Consider the following 21,584-nt stretch of genomic DNA (forward strand, 5'->3'; position numbering starts at 1 on the left):
GGTGGATGCTACGCCGCTGCAACACATTCCCTTTGCAAGGATTTCCGGATGTATCGTCCTCTCGGCGCGCTCGCGTTGCTCGCGCTTTCTACCTCCGCCCTTGCTCAGACTGCGCCCCAGGCTGCCCCCGCGCCGGCTCCGGCGACCGCCCCGAATGCTGCCGAATTGAACGCCAAGCTCGCCGCGCCGCTGCCGGCCGATCAGGCGGCGATGAAGGCGCATGTGCTGTTCCTCGCATCGGATGCGATGAAGGGTCGCGAGGCCGGCAGCCCCGAGTTCGACATCGCCGCGCAATATGTCGCCGCGCAATTCTATGCCGCCGGTCTGCGGCCGGGTGGCGATCAGGGCGGCTATCTCCAGACCGTGCCGCTCGTTTCGTACAAGGCGGCGAGCAAGGGCGATTTCGTCTGGACCGGTCGCGGGCCTGTGCAGCCGCTCGTGTTCGGTGAGGATTACGTGCCTGCCGCGAACGGCGCGAAGGCGGAGACGAGCGTTTCAGCGCCCGTCGTGTTCGTCGGCTACGGCATCGACGCGCCGCAATATGGCCAGGACGATTACAGGGGCGTCGACGTCCGCGGCAAGATCGTCGCCTATTTCGGTGGCTCGCCCGCGCGTTTCGGCGGTGAGGAGCGCGCGTTCTTCGGCTCGGGCGGCACCAAGGCAGCGATCGCGCAGGCCAAGGGCGCGGTCGGCGTGATCACGCTGGAGAGCCCGCGCTCGGCAAAGGTGCGGACGTTCGCCAAGCTGGCCGACTCCTACGCGACACCGCGGATGACGTGGGCGAACCTCGACGGTACCGGCAAGGTCGATGCGCCCGGCGCACCGTCGCTCGGCACGGTCAGCATGGTCGGCGCGGCCAAGCTGTTCGCCGGCGCGAAGACGCCTTGGAGCAAGGTCGTGAAGCAGGCGGACAGCGACAATGCGAAGTTCAAGGCGGTGGCCTTGGTGGGTACGCTGACGGTCGCGACCAAGACGAGCTTCGTGCCCGCCGCGAGCAGCAACGTCGTCGGCATGATCCCCGGCAGCGATCCGGTGGTCGGCAAGCAGGTCGTCGTGCTGTCGGCGCATCTCGATCACATCGGCATTACCAAGCCTATCAAGGGTGACGCGCTCAATAACGGCGCGCTCGACAATGCGATCGGCATCGCCAGCCTGATCGAGGAGGCCAAGCGCTTCACGGCCAGCGGGCAGGGCCCCAAGCGCACGATCATGTTCCTGGCGGTCACCGGCGAGGAGATGGGGCTGGTCGGCAGCGATTACTTCACCAACCACCCGACCGTGCCGCTGACCTCGATCGTCGCGGACGTGAACCTCGACATGCCGATCCTGACCTACAAGTTCGAGGACATGGTGGTGTTCGGTGCCGAGCGTTCCACCATCGGTCCTATCGTCCAGAAGGCGGTCGCGGCGATCGGCGTCGGCCTGTCGCCCGATCCGATGCCGGAGGAGGGCATCTTCGTCCGCTCGGATCATTTCCGCTTTGTTCAGAAGGGGATCCCGTCGGTGTTCCTGTGGCCGGGTCAGAAGGGGCCGGGCAAGGCCGCGGTCGCGTATTTCATGGCGAACAATTACCACAAGCCGTCGGACGACCTGACCCAGCCGATTATGTGGGATCAGGGCGTGCGGTTCGTCGATGCGAACTACCGGATCGCGCGCGAGATCGCCGACGGTGCGCAGCGGCCGGTGTGGAACACGGGCGATTATTTCTGGACTTTGTACAAGGGGCCGATGGCGCCCACGGGGACAGGGAACTGAGCGTATGAGCAGGCTGCTGGTCTTCGGTCTAGGCTATACGGCATCGCGGCTTGCCGAGCGGCTCGCGGCGGATGGCTGGCATGTCGTCGGTACGACGCGGGACGGTCGCGATGGTACGCTCCGTTTCGACGATGTTGATGCGGTGACGGCGGAGATGGCGGCGGCGACGCACATCCTGTCGTCGGTGCCGCCCGAGCATGACGCGGATCCCGTGCTCGGACGCTATGGTTCGCTGTTGCTGCGGACGCGGGCGTGGACCGGGTATCTGTCGTCGACTGGCGTGTACGGCGATGCGCAGGGCGCGTGGGTCGACGAGACTGCGCCGATCGGTGGCGGTCGTCGGAGCGCGCGGGCGGCGGCGGATGCGGACTGGCTCGCGATCGGCGCGCGGACGTTCCGGTTGCCAGGGATCTATGGTCCGGGGCGCTCGCCGCTCGACCGGGTGCGGCAGGGCAAGGCGCACAGGATCGAGCAACCCGGCCAGGTGTTCAGCCGCGCGCATGTCGACGATATCGTCTCGGGCGTGATTGCCGGGTTCGATGCGCCGGCGGGGGCGTATAACCTCGCGGACGACGTGCCAGCGTCGCAGAACGACGTGGTGGCGTTCGCGGCGATGCTGCTCGGGATGCCCGCGCCGCCGTTCGTGACGCTCGAGGAGCTATCGGCGATGGGGCGAGGGTTTTATAACGAGAACCGGCGGGTGGCGAACGGCAAGGCTAAGCGCGTGCTCGGCTGGACGCCTGCATGGCCCGACTACCGCGCCGGTCTGCGTGCGCTGAGTGCGATGACCAAGCCGATCCCGGACAGGATCGCGCCGGCGACGGCCAGCGTCGACCAGTGATAGCGCTCGAAGATCGTCGATAGCAGCATCGCGATCACCGGCACGATGACGCCCGAATAGGCCGCCTTTGCCGGGCCGATCGCGCGGATGACGTTGAAATACAGCGGGAAGGCAAGTGCCGACGCGAACACGCCGAGATAGAGGATGCCGGCGACATAGCCGAAGCGAGGCTCGAACACCGGCGGGCCGGTGGTGATCCAGGCGAAGGCGGCATCGAGGCACGCGCCGATCAGCATCGCCATCGCGAGCGTCGGCGCCATCGGATAGCGCTTGGCGAACGCGCTACCCTGGATGACGTTGGCGACCGAGGCGGCCATCACGCCGCACAAGGTCAGGACGATACCGATCGTCGCCGAGCGCGGGCCGTGCGGATCGACCCGCGCTTCGTTGACGAACAGCAACGCGACCCCCGCCATCGCCACCGCGCACCCGACCATCAGCTGCCGCCCGAGGCGTTGCTTGAGGAAGATCCGCCCGAAGATCGCGTTGGGGACGAGCAGGAGGGCGAACACTACGGCGACGAGGCCGGAGGTGACGTAATGCTCGGCGCGGTAGACGAAGTTGAAGTTGAAGGTGAACAGCGCGATGCCGATCACCGCCGCGAACGCGTAGCCGCGGGCGTCGAATTTGAAGCTTTCGCGCTTGGCCGTCGCATAGATCGCCATCGCGATGCTCGCGATGAGGAAGCGGTAGCTGATCGACCAGCTTGGCGGCACCACCGCGATCTGGTCGCGGATGACAAGCCAGGTCGAGCCCCAGATCAGGGTGACGATACCGAACGGGATCAGCACTGCGGCCCGGGTCGACTGCGGTGGGTCGGTAGGGCCGGGCGTCATAACTCCCGGATCGCGTCGGCGAGCAGGGCGACCGCGTCCGCTGGGCTGTCCCAGGCGGTGACGAGGCGGATTTCTCCCGCCGCCCAGTCATAGAAGTCGAAGCCTTTCGCACGGAGGGCTGCGGCTTCTTCGGGGGTGGCTCGGAGGAAGACTTCATTCGCCTCGACCGGGTGGACTAGGCGATTGCCGGCGGCTGCCGCGAGCTTGGCGGCGGCGTCGTTCGCGGCCTTGGCGTTGGCGAGCCAGAGGTCGTCCTCGAGCATGGCCAGGATCTGCGCGGCGAGGTAGCGGCCCTTCGACAGCAGCAGGCCTGCGCGCTTGCGGCGGTATTGCGTGACGGCGGCGAGGTCGGGCTTGAAGAAGACCAAGGCCTCCGCACTCATCGCGCCGTTCTTGACGAAGCCGAAGCTCAGCGCATCGACGCCGGCACGCCACGTCATGTCGGCGGGCGAGCAGCCGGCGTGGACCATCGCGTTGGCGAAGCGTGCGCCGTCCATGTGGAAGCCGAGGCCCCGTTCCTTGGCCAGCGTGCCGATCGCGGCGACTTCGTGGGGTTGGTACACGCGGCCGTATTCGGTGGCGTTGGTGATCGAGATCGCGTGCGGCTGGACGCGGTGGACGTCGTCGGCGATCGCGTCGATGACGGCGCGGATCGTGTCGGGCGTCATCTTCGCGCCGTCGCCGTCGGCGAGGAACAGCTTGGCGCCGTGGGTGTAGAATTCGGGCGCGCCGCCCTCGTCGTTCTGGATGTGCGCGTCGCGGTGGCAGACGATGCCGCCGTGCGGGGGGCAGAGCGCGGCGAGCGCGAGGCAGTTGGCGGCGGTGCCGGTCGGGACCCAGAGCACCGCGACCTCGGTCTCGAACAGCGCGGAGAGGCGGCCGTCGAGCTGTTGGCTCCACGCATCACCGGCATAGGCGGTGTCGAGCGTGTCGGCGGCGGCGATCGCGGCCATGACGTGCGGATGGATCGTGGCGGCATTGTCGGAGAAGAAGCGCATGGGGGAGACATGCTGCGATGCGGTGGTGGCGTCAACGGGGCGTCTCGCTGAGTTGCAAGTCGACGCTTTACTCATCCACCCCGGCGAAGGCCGGGGCCCATGTGGGGGCGGTAGGTAACGAAGAACTGCGCGTCGTTGCTGCAACCTTTCCAATTGGGCCCCGGCCTCCGCCGGGGTGCTGCTGAGTGGACGGATGGTGCCGATGGGGGTGCTACTGCCCCTCGTCGGGCCCTTGTTCTTCTTCCGGAGGCCGGCGATCTTCGCGCGGCGGCGGGCCCTCCTGGCGGTCGCGGCGGGAGGGGCCGACGGAGATGGTGCCGTCCTGGCCCATCTTCAGGTTGAAGCCCAACCCCTCGATCTCACCGCCGAGCGGCAGCACCGAATTGTCCTGGTCGTCCGAGGGCAGTGCGTCCGGATCGACTTCCTCGACCGCCGGCGCCGGTGCCGCGATCGGTGCGATCCCCAGCGCGGACTGCATGAAGTCGCGCCAGATCCGTGCCGGGATGCCGCCGCCCGACAGGCCGGGGTTGGAGGTATTGTCGTCGTTGCCGACCCACACGCCGACCACCAGATCGCGCGCGAAGCCGACGAACAGTGCGTCCTTGTTGTCCGATGTCGTGCCGGTCTTGCCGAACGCATCGACTGTCAGGTTCGCGCCGCGACCGGTACCGGTGCGGATCGAAGCGGCCAGCAGGTCGAGCATTTCGCCGTGAATCTTGTCGGGCATCGCGGTCGCGCCGCCGGTCAGCGACTGGTACCAGCCCTTCTCGCGAACGTCGGCGAGGCCACGCGGCTGGACCGGATATTGCTCGCGCGCGATCGCGGCATAGGCGGCGGTCAGTTCGAGCAGCGATACGGTCGAGGTACCGAGGCCGATCGTCGCCTCGTTCGGGATCGGCGTCGAGATACCGAGGTCGCGCGCCGCCTTGATCACCGCCTTTACGCCGACCTGTTGCGTGAGGCGTGCGGCGGCGACGTTGGACGAGCGCGCGAACGCCTGGCGGAGCGTGATCGTGCCTTGATAGCGTCCGTCGGCGTTCTTCGGGGTCCAGTCGCCGATCGTCACCGGCCGGTCCTCGATCGTCGAATCAGGCGTCATGCCCTGGCGCATCGCGGCAAGGTATACGAACAGCTTGAAGGTCGAGCCGGGCTGGCGCCGCGCCTGGGTGGCGCGGTTGAACGGACTTTTCGCGTAGTTCTTGCCCCCGACCATCGCGACGACGCGGCCGTCGGGACGCATCGCCACGAGCGCGACCTGCGCGTCACGCAGGCCAGCGCGCGCGACGGTGCGTTCGGCGGCGCGTTGCAGGCGCGGATCGAGCGTCGTCTGGACGGTCGCCTCGGTCTTGATCTCGCCGGCCTGGTCGCGTGCTTCAGGCAGGATCCAGTCGGCGAAATAGGTGCCGTTGGGGAGCTGCGACGGGCGGCTGCCGAGCACGCGCTGCGGCTGGACCGAATCACCCTCCGCCTTGGTCAGGAAGCCCGCATCGACCATCGCGCCGACCACGACGGCCTCCCGCTTGCGCGCGCCTTCGAGGTTGGAGGTGGGGGCGAGGCGCGACGGCGCCTTGACCAGCCCGGCGAGCATTGCCGCCTGCCCGACGTTCAGCTTGTCGGGCGTACGACCGAAATAATGCTTGGCCGCCGCGCTGATCCCGTAGGTGTTGTCGCCGAAATAGACGTTCGAGAGATAGCGCGAGAGGATCTCGTCCTTCGACAGCCAGGCCTCCAGCCAGAACGCGATCATCGCCTCGCGGATTTTCCGCGTCGCAGTGCGGTCCGAATCGAGGAACGCGTTCTTGGCGAGCTGCTGGGTGATCGTGCTGCCGCCCTGGCGCACGCCGCCCGAGCCGAGATTCGCCCAGGCCGCGCGCGCGATACCGCGAGGGTCTACGCCCCAGTGCGAATAGAAACGCCGGTCCTCGATCGCGAGAAAGGCCTGGGTGACGTGCGGCGGCAGCTTGGCCGCATCGACCGGCTTGCCGATGATCGCGCCGCGCCGTGCGATCGGCGTACCGTCGTCCGCGGTCAGTGTGATCGAGGGCGGGGTCGGCGGCTGCAGCGACTTCGACAGTGGCGCAGTGATCGCCAGCCAGATGATCGCCACGACCAGCAGGATGATGCCGATCCCGGTACCGCGCAGCACCCAGCGGCCGATCGGCCGGGAGCGGCGTGGTGGGCGCGGGGCGACATAAGCGTCGGTAAGATCGCGCTCATACGGTTCGGAATCGTCGCCGTCACGATTGCGCTCATATTTCTGACGCAGGCGTTCGCGTTCGGTGATCAGCCGCTCGCGTTCATAGGCATAGGGCTCGCGGTCGCTACCCGCGCTCGAGCCACTGGAACGGTTGGTATCGAAGGGATCGGGGCGCATCGGATCGTTCCAGCGGGTCGGCCAAGCGGCGGACATCGGGTGTATTATCGTTCTATGACAGCTCGGGCAAGCCTGTGCGGCTGCATTCCGCCTTTGCGCATGCTTAACGTGTACAGGGGCTTAGCGACAGCGCCGTCGCCGACCGGTGGCGATGATCGCAAGGCGAGAACGGACCGAAGGCCTGTTGTCATCGTGCGGTGAAACGGGGAAGAGCATGTCGATGACGTTCGAACAGGATGAAACCGTGGCCGCTTCCGACACTCTTCCCCTGGTAGTTGGCATCGGCGGCACGATCGGCGGCGTTTCGTCGACCGAGCGTGCGCTGCGCATCGCGCTCGATGCGGTCGAGAAACAGGGATACCGGACGCAGATGTTCGGCGGTGCCGACATGGCGCGCCTGCCGCTCTACGATCCCAAGGCGACGACGCGGACCCCCGACGAGCTGGCGTTCGTGGCGGCGGTGCGCGAGGCGTCTGCGGTGATCATTGCCAGTCCGGGCTATCACGGCAGCATCTCGGGCGTGGTGAAGAACGCGCTCGACCTGCTGGAGGAAACCGCGCGCGATCCCGAGCGGCCGTATCTGGCGGACATGCCGGTCGGGCTGATCGCCACGGCTTACGGATGGCAGGCGACGGGCAGCACGATCGCGGCGCTCCGCTCGATCGTCCATGCGCTGCGCGGGTGGCCGACGCCGTTCGCGGCCGCGATCAACACGCAGATCACCAAGTTCGATGCAGAGGGCGGCGCGAACGATCCTGCGGTGATCGAGCAGCTGCGCCTGGTGGGTCACCAGGTGGCGCGGTTTGCGCCACTGGCCGAGCCTTCCAACTAAGACGGGCAAAGCGGGCGGCACGAATACGAGGTCTCGCGCCGCCCGCTTTGCCGCGGGCGTCAGCGCAAGCCGCCGCCCAGCGCGCGGTAGAGTTCGACCGCGTTGCTGTCGCGGACCAGCCGCGTCGCGAGCAAGCTCTGCTGGGCAGTGTAGAGCGAACGTTGCGAATCGAGCGTGTTCAGGAACGGATCGATCCCGGCGCGAAAGCGAAGCTGCGACAGGTTGAACGCACCCGCTGCGTTGTCGCGCAGCGATGTCTGGGCTTCGAGTTGGCTGTCGATGGTGCCGCGGCGGGCAAGTGCATCGGCAACTTCGCGGAAGCCGGTCTGGACGCTGCGCTCGTACGTCGCGAGCATCGCGTCGCGCGTCGCCTTGGCGTAATCCAGATTACCCTTGTTGCGGCCAAAGTCGAAGATCGGCTGGGTGATCGTCGGTGCGACCGACCAGCTCTGGCTGCCATTGCCGAACAGGTTCGACAGACCGAGGCTGAGCGTGCCGAACGCCGCGGTCAGCGAGATGTTCGGGAAGAACGCCGCGCGGGCCGCACCGATATTGGCGTTGGCGGCGATCAGCTGATGCTCGGCCGAGGCGATGTCGGGGCGGCGCAACAACACCTCCGACGACAGGTTTGCCGGCAGGTTCTCGAGCGTCGGCGTCTTCTCCGGCATTTGCGCGGGAAGCAGCGCGGTCGGCAGGCTGGTCCCGGCCAGCAGGTTGAGAGCGTTCTGGTCCTGCGCGATCAGCGTCGTCGCATCGGATATGTCCGACCGCGCCTGATCGTAGGTCGTCCGTGCCTGGCGCACCTCCAGCTCGGATGCGATGCCGATGCGGAAGCGATCCTGCGTCAGCTTGAGGGTCTGCCCGAACGCCCGCTCGGTATCCCGCGCGATCTTCAGACGATCCTGGTCGGCGGCCATCGTCAGCCACGCCGTCGCCGTCTCCGCGATGAGCGCGACCTGCGCGGCGTTGCGATTCTCCTGCGCCGCGAAATACGCTTCCTGCTGCGCCTGAGTCAGATTGCGGACACGGCCGAAGAGATCGATCTCCCATGCGGACACGCCGACGTTCGCCGAATAGATATCGGTTCGCCCGCTGCCCGCGACGGCACCGGTACCCGCGCCGGTCCCAGTTCCGGTCCCAGTTCCGGTACCCGTTCCTGTCCCGGTACCACCACTGACGGCGCCGAACGGTGACTTCTGATAGGTCGCACTGCCGGTCGCACCGATCGTCGGGAACAGGTCGGCACGCTGCACGCGGTACTGCGCGCGGGCCTGTGCGACGTTGGCGACCGCGATGCGGACATCGCGGTTGTTGTCGAGCGCGAGGCGGATCACGCCGCGCAGCCGATCGTCCGTGAAGAACGCCTCCCACGCGGTATCCGCGGGTATGATCGCTCCGACCGCGTCGGTCGCTGCGTAGGCGGGACCAGTGGGGGTCGCAGGCGCCACCGGGAGCTCGGGCCGAACATATTTCGGCGCGAGGTTGCACCCGGCGAGCGTGAGCCCGGCAGCGAACGTGAGGGCTGTTTTGCGCGAGAACATTGTGATCAGGCCTCCTGCGGCCGCTGGTCGTGGGGCGTATCGTCGCCGTCACGGTGGTCCGTATGGGTCGTCTTGGCCGGCCTGTCCTGCTTGAACAGGCGCTTCACCAACAAGAAGAACAGCGGCACGAAGAAGATCGCGAGGATGGTCGCGGACAGCATGCCGCCGACCACCGCCCAGCCGATCGCGTTCTGGCCGCCGGCACCCGCACCACTCGACAGAGCGAGCGGCAACACGCCGAAGATGAACGCGAACGACGTCATCAGGATCGGGCGAAGGCGAAGCTTGGCCGCCTCGACCGCGGCATCGGCCGCGTTCATCCCGTCCCGCATCTTCTCCTCGGCGAATTCGACGATCAGGATCGCGTTCTTCGCCGCCACGCCGATCGTCGTGATCAGGCCGACCTGAAGGTAGATGTCGTTGTTGAGCTTGAAGATCGTCGCCGCGAGCACCGCGCCGAGGACGCCCAATGGCACCACCAGCAGGACGGCGATCGGGATCGACCAGCTCTCGTACAACGCCGCGAGACAGAGGAACACGATCAGCAACGACAGCGCGTAGACATAGGTCGACTGGCCGCCGGACAGCTGCTCCTCGTAGCTGAGCCCTGTCCACTCATAGCCGATGCCGGCCGGCAGCTTGGCCGCCATCTCCTCCATCGCCTTGATCGCGGTACCGCTGCTGACGCCCGGCGCCGGCGAGCCCATGATCTCGAACGAGGCGACGCCGTTATAGCGTTCCAGACGCGACGGGCCGAATTTCCACTCGGTCGTCGAGAAGGACGAGAACGGGGCCATCGCGCCGCTCGTCGTGCCGCGGACGTAGAAGTTGCCGAGATCCGCAGGCGAGGTGCGGAACGGCGCGTCGGCCTGCACATACACCTTCTTCACGCGACCACGGTCGATGAAGTCGTTGATGTAGGCGCCACCGAACGCGGTGCTGACGGTCGTGTTGATGTCCGCCTGGCTGAGCCCCAGAGCCCCGGCCTCCGCCTGATCGACGTTCAGTTTCAGCTGCGGCGCATCCTCCAGGCCGTTCGGACGGACCTGCATCAGGCGCTTGTCCTGGCTGGCCATGCCGAGCAGCATGTTGCGCGCCTCGAGCAGCTTGTCGTGACCGACGCCGGCATTGTCCTTCAGCATGAAGTCGAAGCCGTTGGCGTTGCCGAGTTCCTGCACGGCGGGTGGCACGAAGCCGATCACCATGCCGGCGCGGACCCCGGCGAGCGCCTGGTTGGCGCGTCCGGCGACCGCGGCAACGGTGTTCTGCGCACCGCTACGATCTTCCCAGGGCTTGAGCTGGATGAAGGCGATGCCGACATTCTGGCCCTGGCCGACGAAGCCGAAGCCGCTGATCGTGAAGATCCCGGAGACGTTCGCCTTCTCGTCGATCAGGAAGTGATCGCGGACCTTGTCCATCGTCCGCGCGGTCTCCTCCATGGTCGTGCCCGTCGGCATCGAGACCTGCGCGAACATGACGCCCTGATCCTCCTCGGGGAGGAAGCCCGAGGGCAGGCGCAGGAACACGAACGCCATCGCGACGACGATCAGCGCGTAGACCAGCATCGTGCGGACCCAGCCCTTCTCGACGCGGCGCAGGCCGTTGCCATAGCGGCCGACACCCTTGTCGAAGGTACGGTTGAACCAGCCGAAAAAGCCCTTCTTCTCGCCGTGTCCATCCTTGGCAGGCTTCAGTATGGTCGCGCAGAGCGCCGGCGTCAGGATCAAGGCGACGAGCACCGACAGCGCCATCGACGACACGATGGTGATCGAGAACTGACGGAAGATCACGCCGGTCGAGCCGCTGAAGAACGCCATCGGCAGGAACACGGCGGACAGCACGAGACCGATGCCGACCAGCGCGCCGCTGATCTCGTCCATCGACTTGCGCGCGGCTTCCTTCGGCGAAAGCCCCTCCTCCTGGATCAGGCGTTCGACGTTCTCGACGACGACGATCGCGTCATCGACGAGCAGGCCGATCGCCAGCACCATGCCGAACAGCGTCAGCGTGTTGATCGTGAATCCCGCGACCTGGAGCACGGCAAGCGAGCCGAGCAGCACGACCGGTACCGCGATCGTCGGGATCAACGTCGCGCGGAAGTTCTGGAGGAACAGGAACATCACGAGGAAGACGAGGACGATCGCCTCGATCAGGGTGTGGACGACCTGCTCGACCGACAGCCGCACGAACGTCGAATTGTCGATCGGGAACGCGACCTTGACGTCGGGCGGGAACTGCTTGGCGATCCGGTTGACCTCGGCCTTCACCAGCTTGACGGTATCGAGCGCGTTGGCACCCGGCGCCAGCTTCACGCCGAAGCCCGCTGCCTGCTTGCCGTTGTAGCGCGCCTGGAAGCTGTAGTTTTCCGAGCCCATCTCGACACGGGCGACGTCCGAAAGTTTGACGGTCGCACCGCTCGTCGCCGAGCGGACGATGATCGCGCGGAACTGTTCGGGCGTCTGCAGCCGCGACTGTGCGGTGACCGTGGCATTGAGCGCCTGGCCCTTGACCGCGGGCAAGCTGCCGACCTGACCAGCGGATACCTGGGCGTTCTGCGCGGTCAGTGCCGAGGTGATGTCGGTGACGGTCACGCCGAGGTTCGACATCTTGAACGGATCGACCCAGATCCGCATCGAGTACTGCGCGCCGAACACCTGCGTGTCGCCGACGCCCTTGATACGGCTGAGCGGATCCTGGAGTTTCGAGGCGATCATGTCGCCCAGATCGACCTGGTCGTGGCTGCCGTCCTCCGAATAGGCGGCGATCACGAGCAGGAAGTTGGCGGTCGCCTTGGTCACGCGGAGACCGGCCTGCTGCACTTCCTGCGGCAGGAGCGGCGTCGCCTGCTGCAGCTTGTTCTGCACCTGGACCTGAGCGATGTCGGGATCGGTACCCTGCTCGAAGGTGAGCGTGATCGCGAGGTTGCCCGAGCCGTCCGAGGTCGAGGCGAAGTAGCGAAGGTTGTCGATGCCCTTCATCTGCTGCTCGATGATCTGCGTCGTCGTGTTCTCGAGCGTCTGCGCGTCGGCGCCCGGATAGGACGTCGCGACCGTCACCTTGGGGGCGGCGATCTCAGGGAACTGGGCGATCGGCAGCGAGCGGATCGCGAGGATACCGGCCATCATCAGGATGATGGCGATGACCCACGCGAAGATGGGTCGATCGATGAAATAGCGTGACATGGGCGGTTACTTTCCGGCCTGCGTGTTGCCGGCGGCGGACGCGCCCGCGCCGTTGCCACCCTGAGCCGCGGCCTTGCCGATCTGCTGCGGTGCGGCTGGCTTGACGGTCGTGCCGGGGCGCAGGTTGAGCAACCCTTCGACGATCAGCTTGTCGCCGGGCTTCAGGCCGCTTGTGATGATCCACTTGTCGCCGATCACGCGGTCGGTGACGACGGTGCGTTGCTCGACCTTGTTCTGTGCGTTGACCACCATCGCGGTCGCGCCGCCGCGCGGATCGCGACTGATACCCTCCTGCGGCGCCATGATCGCCTGGGTCCGCGTACCCTCGACCAGCTTGGCGCGAACGTACATCCCCGGCAGCAACAGGCCGTTGGGATTGGCGAAGCTCGCGCGCAGCGTCACCGCGCCGGTGGTCTGGTCGACCGTGACTTCGGAGAATTGCAGGCGGCCCTCGATCGGATAGGTCTGGCCGTTGGGGAGCAGCAACTGGACGCGGGCGCTGCCATCGCTGCGCGTCACGCCGCCGGATGCCATCGCTGCCTTCAGGTCGAGCAGCTGCGCCGCCGACTGCGTCACGTCGACATAGACGGTGTTGGTGCGCTGGATCGTTGCGAGCGCATCGGTCTGGCCGGTCTGAACCAGCGCGCCGACGGTCGCGATCGACCGGCCGATGCGACCCGAAATCGGCGCCTTGATGCGCGTGAAGCCCAGGTTGACGCGGGCGGACTGGACCGCGGCCTGCTGCGCTGCAACATTGGCGCGAGCCTGTTGTGCGGACGCCGTCGCGTTGTCGGCTTCCTGCTTGCTGACCGCGTTCAGGGCGACCAGCTGGCCGTAGCGCTGGGCCTGGAGACGTGTCGCGTTGATCTGCGACTGGGCGGCGCCGAGCTGGCCCTGCGCGCTGGCGAGCGCAGCACGGTAGGGGGCGTCCTCGATCGCATACAGGACCTGGCCCGCGCGCACCATCGCACCCTCGGTGAACAGGCGATCGCGAATGACGCCGCTGACCTGCGGACGCACTTCCGACGTCTCGACCGCGGCGATACGACCGGGGAGTTCGGATGTCAGGACCACCGACTCCTGCGCGACCGTGACGACGCCGACGGTTGGCGTCGGCGGCGGCGGCGGAGCCTCTTCCTTGCTGCACGCTGCCATGAGCGCCAGAGCGGCGAGGGCCACCGATCCCTTGAGGTTCAATCGCTGCATGTTGAGTATCCCGACGTCCGTGCAGATGAGTATGCGCGGAATGAACGTTCATTCCGCTTGCATGCCCGCTAGGATTGTGCGAGCGGCCGGTCAACCAAAAAACGCGTCGGGATTTTGATTTTGAGTGCAGTGCAGCATGAAATGGGAAGTCGGGAGCGTATCGTCTCGTCGGCCCGTCATCTGTTTGCGACACAAGGGTTTCATCAAACCCCGATGTCCGAACTGGCGGTGGCCGCGGGCGTCTCCGTGGGCCAGATCTATCGCATATTCACCGGCAAGAACGCGGTGATCCAGGCGATCGTGATGGACGACGCCGCCGCCAAGATGGCCGAGTTGCAGACCATGAACGACTCCGTGAAGTCGAAGGGACTGTCGATCGAGGAAGGGTTCGTCGAACTGGCACGGCGCGCCTTGTCGAAGGGTGACGAGGCGCTGTCGTTCGAGATCATGGCCGAGGCGCACCGCAATACCGACGTCGCCGACACGATCGCCGATCTGTGCCGCGGTTTTCGCCGGATGATCCGCGAACTGGCCTGCCTCGCCAATCCGGACTTGCAGGAAAACGAACTGGAAGGCGCCGAGGAGCTGATCCTGGCCTTCATGTTCGGGCTGGGCCATCGCACCCTGTCGCGCCCGCGCCTGTCGGAGGACGAGACCGCTCGGTTGACCGGGCGGATGATCCTGGCGGCGGTCCGCGCGCTGTAACCGGCTGTAGAGCGCCTATCGTACCGCCGCGCGCAGCGTGACGCGGACTCCGGCATGGGCGGAGTCGTATTCGACGATCGATTGCAGGCTTTGCGCCATCGCGCGGATCAGCTTGGTGCCCAGCCCGGTGCCGCGCGGCGTGGCGTCTTCGGGAAGCCCGCAGCCATCGTCCTCGACCGCCAGCAGGAACACGTCGTCATCGATCCGCTGAAGGGCCACCCGGACTTCGCCGCCGCTTGCTGGATAGGCGTATTTGCACGCGTTCGTGACGAGTTCGGTGACGATCACGCCGAGCGATACCGCGCGATCGGTCGGCAGGCGGATCGGTTCGGCCGCCAGCCTGAGCGCCCGCGGTAGTGCTTCGGTCGACCAGGTCTCGGCCAGTTCGTCGACCAGCGCGCCGAGATATTCCTGCATGTCGACGCTCTCGACGTCGTTGCTCGTGTAGAGGCGGCGATGGACCTGCGCGATCGCCTGGATACGCCGCTGCGTATCCTCCAGCGCCTCGCGTGCCGAAGGATCGGTGAGCGCGCTGGCCTGCAACCGGACCATCGCCGAGACGAGCTGCAGCGAGTTCGCGACCCGGTGGTTCACTTCGCCGAGCAGCGCCTCGAGACGGGCGTTGCTGGCGCGGAGATCGGCTTCCGCCGAGGCCTTCTCCTGTTCGAGCAGCGCCCGCGCGCGCACCTGTTCGAACGAGGCGGCGAGCAAGTCGAAAAAGTCGTCGCCAACGGTCTTCACGACGTAGTCGGCGGCACCGGCCTTCAATGCGGCGACCGCGATCCGGCCCTCTTCCGAGCCGGTCACGTACACTACCGGCGGGGTCTCGGGCAGGCGGCGAAGCGCCTCGAGCGTTTCGAGGCCGTCCATGCCCGGCATGTAGTGATCGACCGCGATCAGGTCGAAGCGTTCGGCAGCGGCCTTCACCACGCCCTCCGCACCAGTCTCGGCAAGCGTCATCCGGTAGCCACGGCGTTCCAGCGCGCGCGCTGCCAGCCGGCGGATACCGGCGTCGTCGTCGATGTAGAGGACGCTGGGGGAAAAGGCGGGCGTACCGGTCACTCAGTCCTCGGCGTCTGGAACCTGGATGACCGACAGGAACAGCCCGAGCTGGCGAATCGCCTGCGCGAAACTCTCATAATTCACGGGCTTGGTGATGTAGACGTTGCAGCCCAGATCGTAGCAGCGTTCGATCTCGACCTTGTCGTCGGTCGTGGTGAGCACGACGACGGGCGTACGGCGCAACGGGCTACCGTCCGCCTTGATCCTGGCGAGAATGTCGGTGCCGCTCATGTCGGGCAGGTTGAGATCGAGCAGGATCATCGCCGGTCCGCTCTTCGCCGGGCCGTCGGGCGCGTTGAACAGGAATTCGAGCGCGGTCGTGCCGTCCGTGAAGTGGCGGATATCGTTCAGGATGCCCGCGCGGCGGATGTTCTTCTCGATGAGGCGGGCATGGCCCTCGTCGTCCTCGATCATCACGATTCCGACGGATTTGTGATCGTTCATGATGCGTCCTGGATGGTCAGTATGGCAGGTAGATTGAGCCGGAAGGTCGCGCCGTCGCCGAGCGTCGACTGCACGTCGATCGTGCCGCCGAGACGATAGGCGAGCGCGCGGACATGCGCGAGTCCGATGCCTTCGCCGGGCTGGTCCTGCGCGCCCGAGCGGCGGAACAGGTCGAACACGCGCTGGTGATCGCGCGGGTCGATGCCGCGGCCATTGTCGACCACCGACAGGATGACGCGGTTGCGCTCGGTACGCCCTCTAACGACGATCTCGCCCGGGCGGCCGGGTTTCAGATACTTGGTCGCGTTCTCGATCAGGTTCGACAGGATCTGTTCGAGGGCGAGGCGATCGGTGACGATCGACGGCATCGGCCGCTCGACGCGCACCTCGGCGCCGCGATCGTCGATGATGTGCTGGATGGAACCGATGATCGTGTCGACGAGCTGAGCAGGGTCGATATGCTCGGGCGCGATCGTCCGGCGGCCTTCGCGCGCAAGCTTCAGGATGGCGTTGATCAGCCGGTCCATCTTCTGCGTCGAGGTGCGGATGAAGCCGATCGCCTCGGGGAGATCCTCGCGCGCCGCGAGTCGGGCGTCCTCGGTTAGGATGTGGGGCGCCTCCGCCTCGGCACGATCGACCAGTTCGGCGAGCGGGGTCGCGGCACTGGCCAGTTCGGCCGTGAAGCCCATCACGTTGACCAGCGGCGAGCGCAGATCGTGGCTGACGATATAGGCGAAGCGCTGAATTTCCTCGTTCGCGCGGCTGAGGTCGGCGGTGCGCTCGACGACCTGCTCCTCCAGCGTCTCGTTGAGGTTGCGCAGGCTGTCGCGCGACGCCGCCAGATCCGTGGTGTAGCGGCGGATCACCAGGATCGCGAGAATGGCGACGATCGCGAGCAGCACCGCGGCGGTGCCTGCGACCGACAGGAACAGCGCACTGGTCCATTGCTGCCGGCCGCTGCGGATTGCGAGCAAACGGACCTCTTCGGCGGCCATCGCCTGCAAGCGGTAGCGGATACCGCGCATCAGCGGGACGCTGGCATCGACCGTGAACCGGCGCTGCGCCTCCGCCATCCGGCCGGCAGCGACCAGCGTCATCGACTGAGTCCGCAACGCGCGCAGGTCCGCGACGCGCGGTTCGATCAGGTCGAGCCGATCGATCTGGTGCCGATTGTCGCGGGTCAGGTGACGAAGATCCTGGATCGCCGGCACCAGCTTGCCCGCCGTGCGTGCATAGGCGGCGGCGAACAGGGGCTGGCCGGTAAGGACATAGCCGCGCCGCGCCGTTTCCGACTGTTCCATTTCGATCTGGAGCGTCGCGATAGCCTGGCGGACGTCCTGCGTATGGAGGATTTCCGCGGTGTAGGTTCGGTTGCGGACCGTGATCCAGCCGATCGCGACCGCTGCGGCGGCGAGCGCGATGAAGCCGAGCGTCATGAACGCGACAAGCCACCGCGCGACGCGCCCTTCGGAAGAGGGCAATTTCAAGCGTACGCGCACCATAGGTGACCGGATTACGGCACTGCCGGTCGTTACGCCAGCGCTACCGACGCGCGGTTGCTCTAGAGCAACAAGTCTTGCGCGCTGGCCTTGCCGACCCGGCCGCCGCCGCTGCGCCGGTCCATCTCGTGGTTGGCGGTGAAGCGGATGTCGGGGTCGCGGTCGGTCATGAACGCCATCAGCGTCTCGTGATCGAGTTCGGACCATTCCTTGCCGCGATCGGGGCCGTAGCGGACGCGCGGGATCAGGCCGGGATCACGCGACCATTCGACCAGTTGCGCAAAGCTCGCCTCGTTGAGCATGTCGCGCAAGTGGAACGCGGTGACGTACGCGTCGGGGAAGGCGCGGTGCGCCGGCAGGCCGCGCTCGTGATCCATGCCATGGGGTTTGCGCCAGTAGCGCAGCACCTGGTTCGAGAAGCTCGGGCTATCGGGCCAGAGCCGCAGCGCACATTTCCAGGTGCAGATCCATTCGGCATCGCGGGTCAGCGCAGGGGTGCAGAATTTCTGCTCGAAATCGGCGCGGTGGGCGGCGAGCGCGAGGCGGCGGGGCCAGGGGTCGAGGACCTGGCGGGCGCAGTCATGCCACCACGGCGCGTCGGCGACCTGTTCGTCGAGGATATGGTGGATCGCCTGCGTGACCGGCGGGATCAGGCGACCGGGATTGACCAGCAGACTGCCGCCTTCGCCGTAGAGTTCCCAGCGTCCGTCTTCGCCGAGCGCGACGTCCTGCCAGCCGATCTCGCACACGCCGTGCGCGGGCGGGGCGGAGCCGGTGGTCTCCAGGTCGACGACCCGGATCATCTGCGGTTGCGGTTTGGGCTTCGGATAGGGTGGCGCCATGCCCGCCATGTGGGGACAAAAGCGCGCTTAATCCAGCGCGTATGCGCCTAATCCAGCGCGTATGGGTCTTCTACGTCGAGTTCGCGGACGCCGCGGCGCTGGCGGGCGCGGTCGACGAGCTTGCGCAGGCCTTCGCGACGATCGCGCGCCATCGGGATGTCGCGCAAGCTGAACTCGCCGCCGCTCGTCGTGCGGTCGCTGGAGGTGAGCCTGATCGTGCCGATGTCGGTCATCTGGTTCAGCAGCGAGTAGCCGAGGCGGACGTCCTTGACGCGGTAGAGCTCGATCTCGTCGATCGTCTTGAACAGGATGCCGCGCTTGATGATCAGGCGCTGGTCGGTGATCTCGTAGCTGGCGCTGCGGTTCTTCAGCCAGCGGATGCCGATGAGGACGAAGCCCACGCCGGCGAAGCAGGTGAGCAGCGTGCCCCAGCCGGCAAAGCTGCCGAGCAGCCAGCGGCGCGTGCTGGAGCGGAATTCGTCGACTGGGCGCTCCACGGGGGACTCCTTGGGGTGGTGGGAGAAAGTAGGCGAGAGGGGTGGCGAGTCAATCGGTTCGCTGTTCTCTCGCGACGGCGGGAGTCCAGGGTTCCAGAAGGTGGCGTTCGTGGCTCCTGGGCCCCCGCCTTCGCGGGGGAACGGTTAGGTTTGCGTTGCGTGGTGCATTGAGCATCGTGCTGCTCGCTCAGCGTCTCATTCTGCAAGAACTCATCCACCTGCACCTCCCCGGCGGAGGCCGGGGCCCAGTTGGGGGACGTTGCTAAACGGAGCGTGACGCTTCGTTATATCCGCCTTTCCAACTGGGCCCCGGCCTCCGCCGGGGAGGTGCAATGCTTATGGTTAGGGTCGGGTTACCCCACTTGCGAAGAGTTGCGCGTCGACCTCTGCAAGCAAAGCATCGAGCGCCGTCTGGTCCTTCGCCTCCGCCCGGACTGTCAGCATCGCCTGGGTGTTCGACGCGCGGAGAAGCCACCAGCCTTCGTCGGTCGTCACGCGCGCGCCGTCGGTAAGGGTCATTTCCGCCCCTTCCGCTTTCAACCGCACGATCACCTCGTTCACCACCGCGAACTTGCGCGTGTCGTCGACCGGAAAGCGCAGGTCGGGCGTCGCGACCAGCGCCGGCATCGCATCGCGCAGTTCGGTCAGCGAGCGGCCTGACAGATGCACCGCGCGAATCAGCCGAACCGCTGCGTATTGCGCGTCGTCGAAGCCGTAATATTCGCCGGCGAAGAACAGGTGCCCGCTGAGTTCGCCACCAAGCGGCGCGCCGGTGCGGGTCATCGCGGTCTTCATGAGGCTGTGGCCGGTTGCGGCCATCACAGGCTCGCCGCCGAGTTCGGTGATTCGGTCGAACAGCGCCTGGCTCGACTTCACGTCGGCGACGATCGGCGCACCTGGGTGTTCGCGCAGCGCAGGTTCGACCAAAATGGAGAGAATCTGATCGCCCCAGATCACACGACCCAAGCCGTCGACCGCCCCGATCCGGTCGCCATCGCCGTCGAAGGCCAGTCCGAAATCGAGGTTCTTTTCCGCGACCAGGCGTTTCAGATCGGCGAGGTTCGCCTCTTCGGTAGGATCGGGATGATGGTTGGGAAAATTGCCGTCGACATCGGCGAAGATCACATGATGCTCACCCGGCAGGAGCTTCACGAGCTTCTCGATCACCGGGCCGGCGGCGCCGTTGCCGGTGTCCCAGCCGATCCGGTACGCGCCGCCCGCATAGCCCAGCATCAGCCGGGCGACATAGGCATCGAGCACGTCGGCCGTCGTCACGTCGCCCGCGCCTTCGCTCCAGGCGCCCGATGCGGCGAGCGCGGCGAGGTCCTGGATGTCGTCGCCGAAAAATGGCGCATGCGCGTGCACCATCTTGAAGCCGTTATATTCGGGGGGATTGTGGCTGCCGGTTACCTGGATGCCGCCATCCACTTCTAGCGTCGCCTCGGCGTAATAAAGCATCGGCGTCGAGCTGAGACCGATGCGAACGACGTCGACGCCACCTGCGGTAAGGCCAGCGACGAGCGCGGCTTCGAGCTCGGGGGAGGAGGTGCGACCGTCATAGCCAACGGTCACGCGCGTTCCGCCTGCGGCGCGGACGCGGGTGGCGAAGCCTCGGCCGATTGCCGTGGCGTCGGCGGGGCCGAGCGCTTTGCCGACGATCCCGCGGATGTCGTACTCGCGGAGCGAGGTCGGGTCGAACTGGTGAGTCATTTTGTAGATTTCCGTTCGTCCTGAGCTTGCCCTTCGACTTCGCTCAGGACGCTCGGCGGTAAGGGTTAGCGCGAGCGCTTCAGCAGCAGGTCGCGCGCAGCGTTCACCCGGCGGGTCAGGTCGGTGGAGCCGCCGCGGTCGGGGTGGACCGATGCGATCAGGCGGCGATGTGCGCTGCGGATCGCGTCGGCGTCCGCGCTGCGGTCGACGCCCAGGATCGAGCGCGCCTCGGCCTCGTCGGATACCACGCGCTGCTTCGGCTTGGGGCGCAGATAATGCCACGCCGCCCAGATGAAGACGGCGGCGACGATCCACTTCACGCAGCGACGCCCGAGACTGGGGCGGGGGCAGGTGCGGGGGCGTGCTCGGCGACGTCCGGCAATTGCAACGCCGCCATCATTTCGCGCAGTTCCTGGCGCGCCGCGACGTGCGCGAGGCCCATGCTGCCGAATGCCTTCGAGTCGATCATCGTCAGGCCGGCAGGAAACATCTCGCGGTAGATCACGCGCTCGCCGAGGCCCGGGATGATCCGGAAGCCGACGCGTTTGGCTAGTTGCGCGAGCGCGTCCGACACGCGGCGCATGTTGCGCGCCTCGATATGCTGGAGGCGGTTGCGCAGCACGACCCAGTCGATCGTCGTGCCGTCGGCGCGGGCACGCTGTTTCCGCGCGTCCCAGATCAGTTCGGAATAGAAGCTCGGGCGTGTCACCTGATAGGTCTCGGGGTCGACCTGACCGATCAGGTCGAAGTCGACGAAACTGTCGTTCATCGGCGTGACCAGCGTGTTCGACAGGGCCGCCGCGGTGCGTGCGAACGGATCGTCGCGGCCCGGCGTATCGACGACCAGGAAGTCGGACCCTTCGCTGAGCGCATGCCACAGATCCTCGAACTGGTCCTCGCTCTGCTCCGACAGCGTCGCGTGGCGCGGCATCGGCAGGGGGGAGCCGGTGCGCTTCACCGTCTCGGCGCGGTTGTCGAGATAGCGGCCGACGGTGCGCTGACGGTGGTCGAGATCGAGACACGCGACGCGCGCGCCCTTGGCGGCAAGCGCGATCGCGACGTGCACTGCGGTCGTCGACTTGCCGGTGCCGCCCTTCTCGTTGGCGAACACGATGACGTGCGTCGATGACGACGTCGGCCCGCCCGCCGGGGCGGGGGCGGCAACAGGCGTCGAAGCTTGGGGTGAGTCAGGGCCCATGGCCAACGCGCGTTTCCTTATTGATCGAGACTGTCACCCTTCATAGAAGCCGCGACCGCACT

General features: G+C 66.7%; 18 protein-coding genes. 4 read left to right on the forward strand and 14 right to left on the reverse strand.

What is annotated here, in order from left to right:
- Positions 1 to 48: 48 nt before the first annotated feature.
- Entirely contained in the window at positions 49 to 1,755 is a 1,707-nt protein-coding gene (locus tag SJY41_RS16725; RefSeq protein WP_380783346.1) for a M28 family metallopeptidase, read from the forward strand.
- A 4-nt stretch (positions 1,756 to 1,759) separates the two neighbouring features.
- Entirely contained in the window at positions 1,760 to 2,596 is an 837-nt protein-coding gene (locus tag SJY41_RS16730) for an NAD(P)-dependent oxidoreductase (protein WP_380783347.1), read from the forward strand.
- On the opposite strand, the gene SJY41_RS16735 is transcribed toward SJY41_RS16730, so the two are convergent.
- The 3 genes from SJY41_RS16735 to SJY41_RS16745 form a co-directional block, all read right to left on the reverse strand.
- Complete coding sequence (locus SJY41_RS16735) at positions 2,509 to 3,432, reverse strand: DMT family transporter (protein ID WP_380783348.1); 924 nt, start codon at positions 3,430 to 3,432, stop codon at positions 2,509 to 2,511. The genes SJY41_RS16730 and SJY41_RS16735 overlap by 88 nt on opposite strands.
- Positions 3,429 to 4,430: a threonine aldolase family protein gene (locus SJY41_RS16740; RefSeq protein ID WP_380783350.1), complete on the reverse strand. Its 1,002-nt coding sequence runs from the start codon at positions 4,428 to 4,430 to the stop codon at positions 3,429 to 3,431. Before SJY41_RS16740 ends, SJY41_RS16735 begins: the two co-directional genes overlap by 4 nt.
- Before the next feature lie 211 nt (positions 4,431 to 4,641).
- Complete coding sequence (locus SJY41_RS16745; RefSeq protein ID WP_380783351.1) at positions 4,642 to 6,804, reverse strand: transglycosylase domain-containing protein; 2,163 nt, start codon at positions 6,802 to 6,804, stop codon at positions 4,642 to 4,644.
- A 220-nt stretch (positions 6,805 to 7,024) separates the two neighbouring features.
- Between SJY41_RS16745 and SJY41_RS16750 the strand changes: the two genes are divergently transcribed.
- Positions 7,025 to 7,636, forward strand: a complete 612-nt coding sequence (locus SJY41_RS16750) for an NADPH-dependent FMN reductase (RefSeq protein ID WP_380783353.1) — start codon at positions 7,025 to 7,027, stop codon at positions 7,634 to 7,636.
- A 59-nt stretch (positions 7,637 to 7,695) separates the two neighbouring features.
- Here SJY41_RS16750 and SJY41_RS16755 read toward each other — a convergent pair whose 3' ends face one another.
- The 3 genes from SJY41_RS16755 to SJY41_RS16765 are packed head-to-tail and all read right to left on the reverse strand — an operon-like array spanning position 7,696 to position 13,565.
- Positions 7,696 to 9,177: an efflux transporter outer membrane subunit gene (locus tag SJY41_RS16755; RefSeq protein ID WP_380783354.1), complete on the reverse strand. Its 1,482-nt coding sequence runs from the start codon at positions 9,175 to 9,177 to the stop codon at positions 7,696 to 7,698.
- Positions 9,178 to 9,182: 5 nt separating this feature from the next.
- The gene (locus SJY41_RS16760; RefSeq protein WP_380783355.1) at positions 9,183 to 12,359 is read right to left on the reverse strand and encodes an efflux RND transporter permease subunit; all 3,177 of its coding nucleotides are present in this window, start codon (positions 12,357 to 12,359) and stop codon (positions 9,183 to 9,185) included.
- Positions 12,360 to 12,365: 6 nt separating this feature from the next.
- Positions 12,366 to 13,565 carry an efflux RND transporter periplasmic adaptor subunit gene (locus tag SJY41_RS16765; protein WP_380783356.1) on the reverse strand — a complete coding sequence of 400 codons (1,200 nt, stop codon included), beginning with the start codon at positions 13,563 to 13,565 and terminating at the stop codon, positions 12,366 to 12,368.
- A gap of 141 nt (positions 13,566 to 13,706) precedes the next feature.
- Here SJY41_RS16765 and SJY41_RS16770 point away from each other — a divergent pair, with 141 nt between their 5' ends.
- A complete protein-coding gene (locus SJY41_RS16770) occupies positions 13,707 to 14,270 on the forward strand; it encodes a TetR/AcrR family transcriptional regulator (RefSeq protein WP_380784174.1) in 564 nt (187 codons plus the stop codon).
- A gap of 15 nt (positions 14,271 to 14,285) precedes the next feature.
- Here SJY41_RS16770 and SJY41_RS16775 read toward each other — a convergent pair whose 3' ends face one another.
- The 8 genes from SJY41_RS16775 to SJY41_RS16810 form a co-directional block, all read right to left on the reverse strand.
- The gene (locus tag SJY41_RS16775; RefSeq protein ID WP_380783357.1) at positions 14,286 to 15,332 is read right to left on the reverse strand and encodes a sensor histidine kinase; all 1,047 of its coding nucleotides are present in this window, start codon (positions 15,330 to 15,332) and stop codon (positions 14,286 to 14,288) included.
- Positions 15,333 to 15,776 (reverse strand): response regulator, encoded by a 444-nt coding sequence (locus SJY41_RS16780; protein ID WP_380783358.1) that lies wholly within the window; start codon positions 15,774 to 15,776, stop codon positions 15,333 to 15,335.
- A complete protein-coding gene (locus SJY41_RS16785; RefSeq protein WP_380783359.1) occupies positions 15,773 to 17,263 on the reverse strand; it encodes an ATP-binding protein in 1,491 nt (496 codons plus the stop codon). The genes SJY41_RS16780 and SJY41_RS16785 overlap by 4 nt, the downstream gene beginning before the upstream one ends.
- Positions 17,264 to 17,337: 74 nt before the next feature.
- Positions 17,338 to 18,117 carry a 3'-5' exonuclease gene (locus tag SJY41_RS16790; protein WP_380783360.1) on the reverse strand — a complete coding sequence of 260 codons (780 nt, stop codon included), beginning with the start codon at positions 18,115 to 18,117 and terminating at the stop codon, positions 17,338 to 17,340.
- 47 nt (positions 18,118 to 18,164) lie between these two features.
- Complete coding sequence (locus SJY41_RS16795; RefSeq protein ID WP_380783361.1) at positions 18,165 to 18,614, reverse strand: PH domain-containing protein; 450 nt, start codon at positions 18,612 to 18,614, stop codon at positions 18,165 to 18,167.
- Positions 18,615 to 18,956: 342 nt separating this feature from the next.
- Positions 18,957 to 20,324 (reverse strand): phosphoglucomutase/phosphomannomutase PgmG, encoded by a 1,368-nt coding sequence (gene pgmG, locus SJY41_RS16800; RefSeq protein ID WP_380783362.1) that lies wholly within the window; start codon positions 20,322 to 20,324, stop codon positions 18,957 to 18,959.
- 65 nt (positions 20,325 to 20,389) lie between these two features.
- Positions 20,390 to 20,644 (reverse strand): DnaJ domain-containing protein, encoded by a 255-nt coding sequence (locus SJY41_RS16805; RefSeq protein ID WP_380783363.1) that lies wholly within the window; start codon positions 20,642 to 20,644, stop codon positions 20,390 to 20,392.
- Complete coding sequence (locus SJY41_RS16810; RefSeq protein WP_380784175.1) at positions 20,641 to 21,522, reverse strand: division plane positioning ATPase MipZ; 882 nt, start codon at positions 21,520 to 21,522, stop codon at positions 20,641 to 20,643. The genes SJY41_RS16805 and SJY41_RS16810 overlap by 4 nt, the downstream gene beginning before the upstream one ends.
- Positions 21,523 to 21,584: the final 62 nt, after the last annotated feature.

It is taken from the genome of Sphingomonas sp. R86520 (assembly GCF_042466285.1).
Taxonomy (GTDB): domain Bacteria; phylum Pseudomonadota; class Alphaproteobacteria; order Sphingomonadales; family Sphingomonadaceae; genus Sphingomonas.

Bases quoted from the DNA above. Each gene is read 5' to 3' on its own strand.
- SJY41_RS16760 (WP_380783355.1), bottom strand. From the start codon at position 12,359: ATGTCACGCTATTTCATCGATCGACCCATCTTCGCGTGGGTCATCGCC.
- SJY41_RS16780 (WP_380783358.1), bottom strand. From the start codon at position 15,776: ATGAACGATCACAAATCCGTCGGAATCGTGATGATCGAGGACGACGAG.
- SJY41_RS16740 (WP_380783350.1), bottom strand. From the start codon at position 4,430: ATGCGCTTCTTCTCCGACAATGCCGCCACGATCCATCCGCACGTCATG.
- SJY41_RS16770 (WP_380784174.1), top strand. From the start codon at position 13,707: ATGGGAAGTCGGGAGCGTATCGTCTCGTCGGCCCGTCATCTGTTTGCG.
- SJY41_RS16755 (WP_380783354.1), bottom strand. From the start codon at position 9,177: ATGTTCTCGCGCAAAACAGCCCTCACGTTCGCTGCCGGGCTCACGCTC.
- SJY41_RS16810 (WP_380784175.1), bottom strand. From the start codon at position 21,522: ATGGGCCCTGACTCACCCCAAGCTTCGACGCCTGTTGCCGCCCCCGCC.
- SJY41_RS16725 (WP_380783346.1), top strand. From the start codon at position 49: ATGTATCGTCCTCTCGGCGCGCTCGCGTTGCTCGCGCTTTCTACCTCC.
- SJY41_RS16765 (WP_380783356.1), bottom strand. From the start codon at position 13,565: ATGCAGCGATTGAACCTCAAGGGATCGGTGGCCCTCGCCGCTCTGGCG.
- SJY41_RS16730 (WP_380783347.1), top strand. From the start codon at position 1,760: ATGAGCAGGCTGCTGGTCTTCGGTCTAGGCTATACGGCATCGCGGCTT.
- SJY41_RS16790 (WP_380783360.1), bottom strand. From the start codon at position 18,117: ATGGCGCCACCCTATCCGAAGCCCAAACCGCAACCGCAGATGATCCGG.
- SJY41_RS16735 (WP_380783348.1), bottom strand. From the start codon at position 3,432: ATGACGCCCGGCCCTACCGACCCACCGCAGTCGACCCGGGCCGCAGTG.
- pgmG (WP_380783362.1), bottom strand. From the start codon at position 20,324: ATGACTCACCAGTTCGACCCGACCTCGCTCCGCGAGTACGACATCCGC.
- SJY41_RS16750 (WP_380783353.1), top strand. From the start codon at position 7,025: ATGACGTTCGAACAGGATGAAACCGTGGCCGCTTCCGACACTCTTCCC.
- SJY41_RS16745 (WP_380783351.1), bottom strand. From the start codon at position 6,804: ATGCGCCCCGATCCCTTCGATACCAACCGTTCCAGTGGCTCGAGCGCG.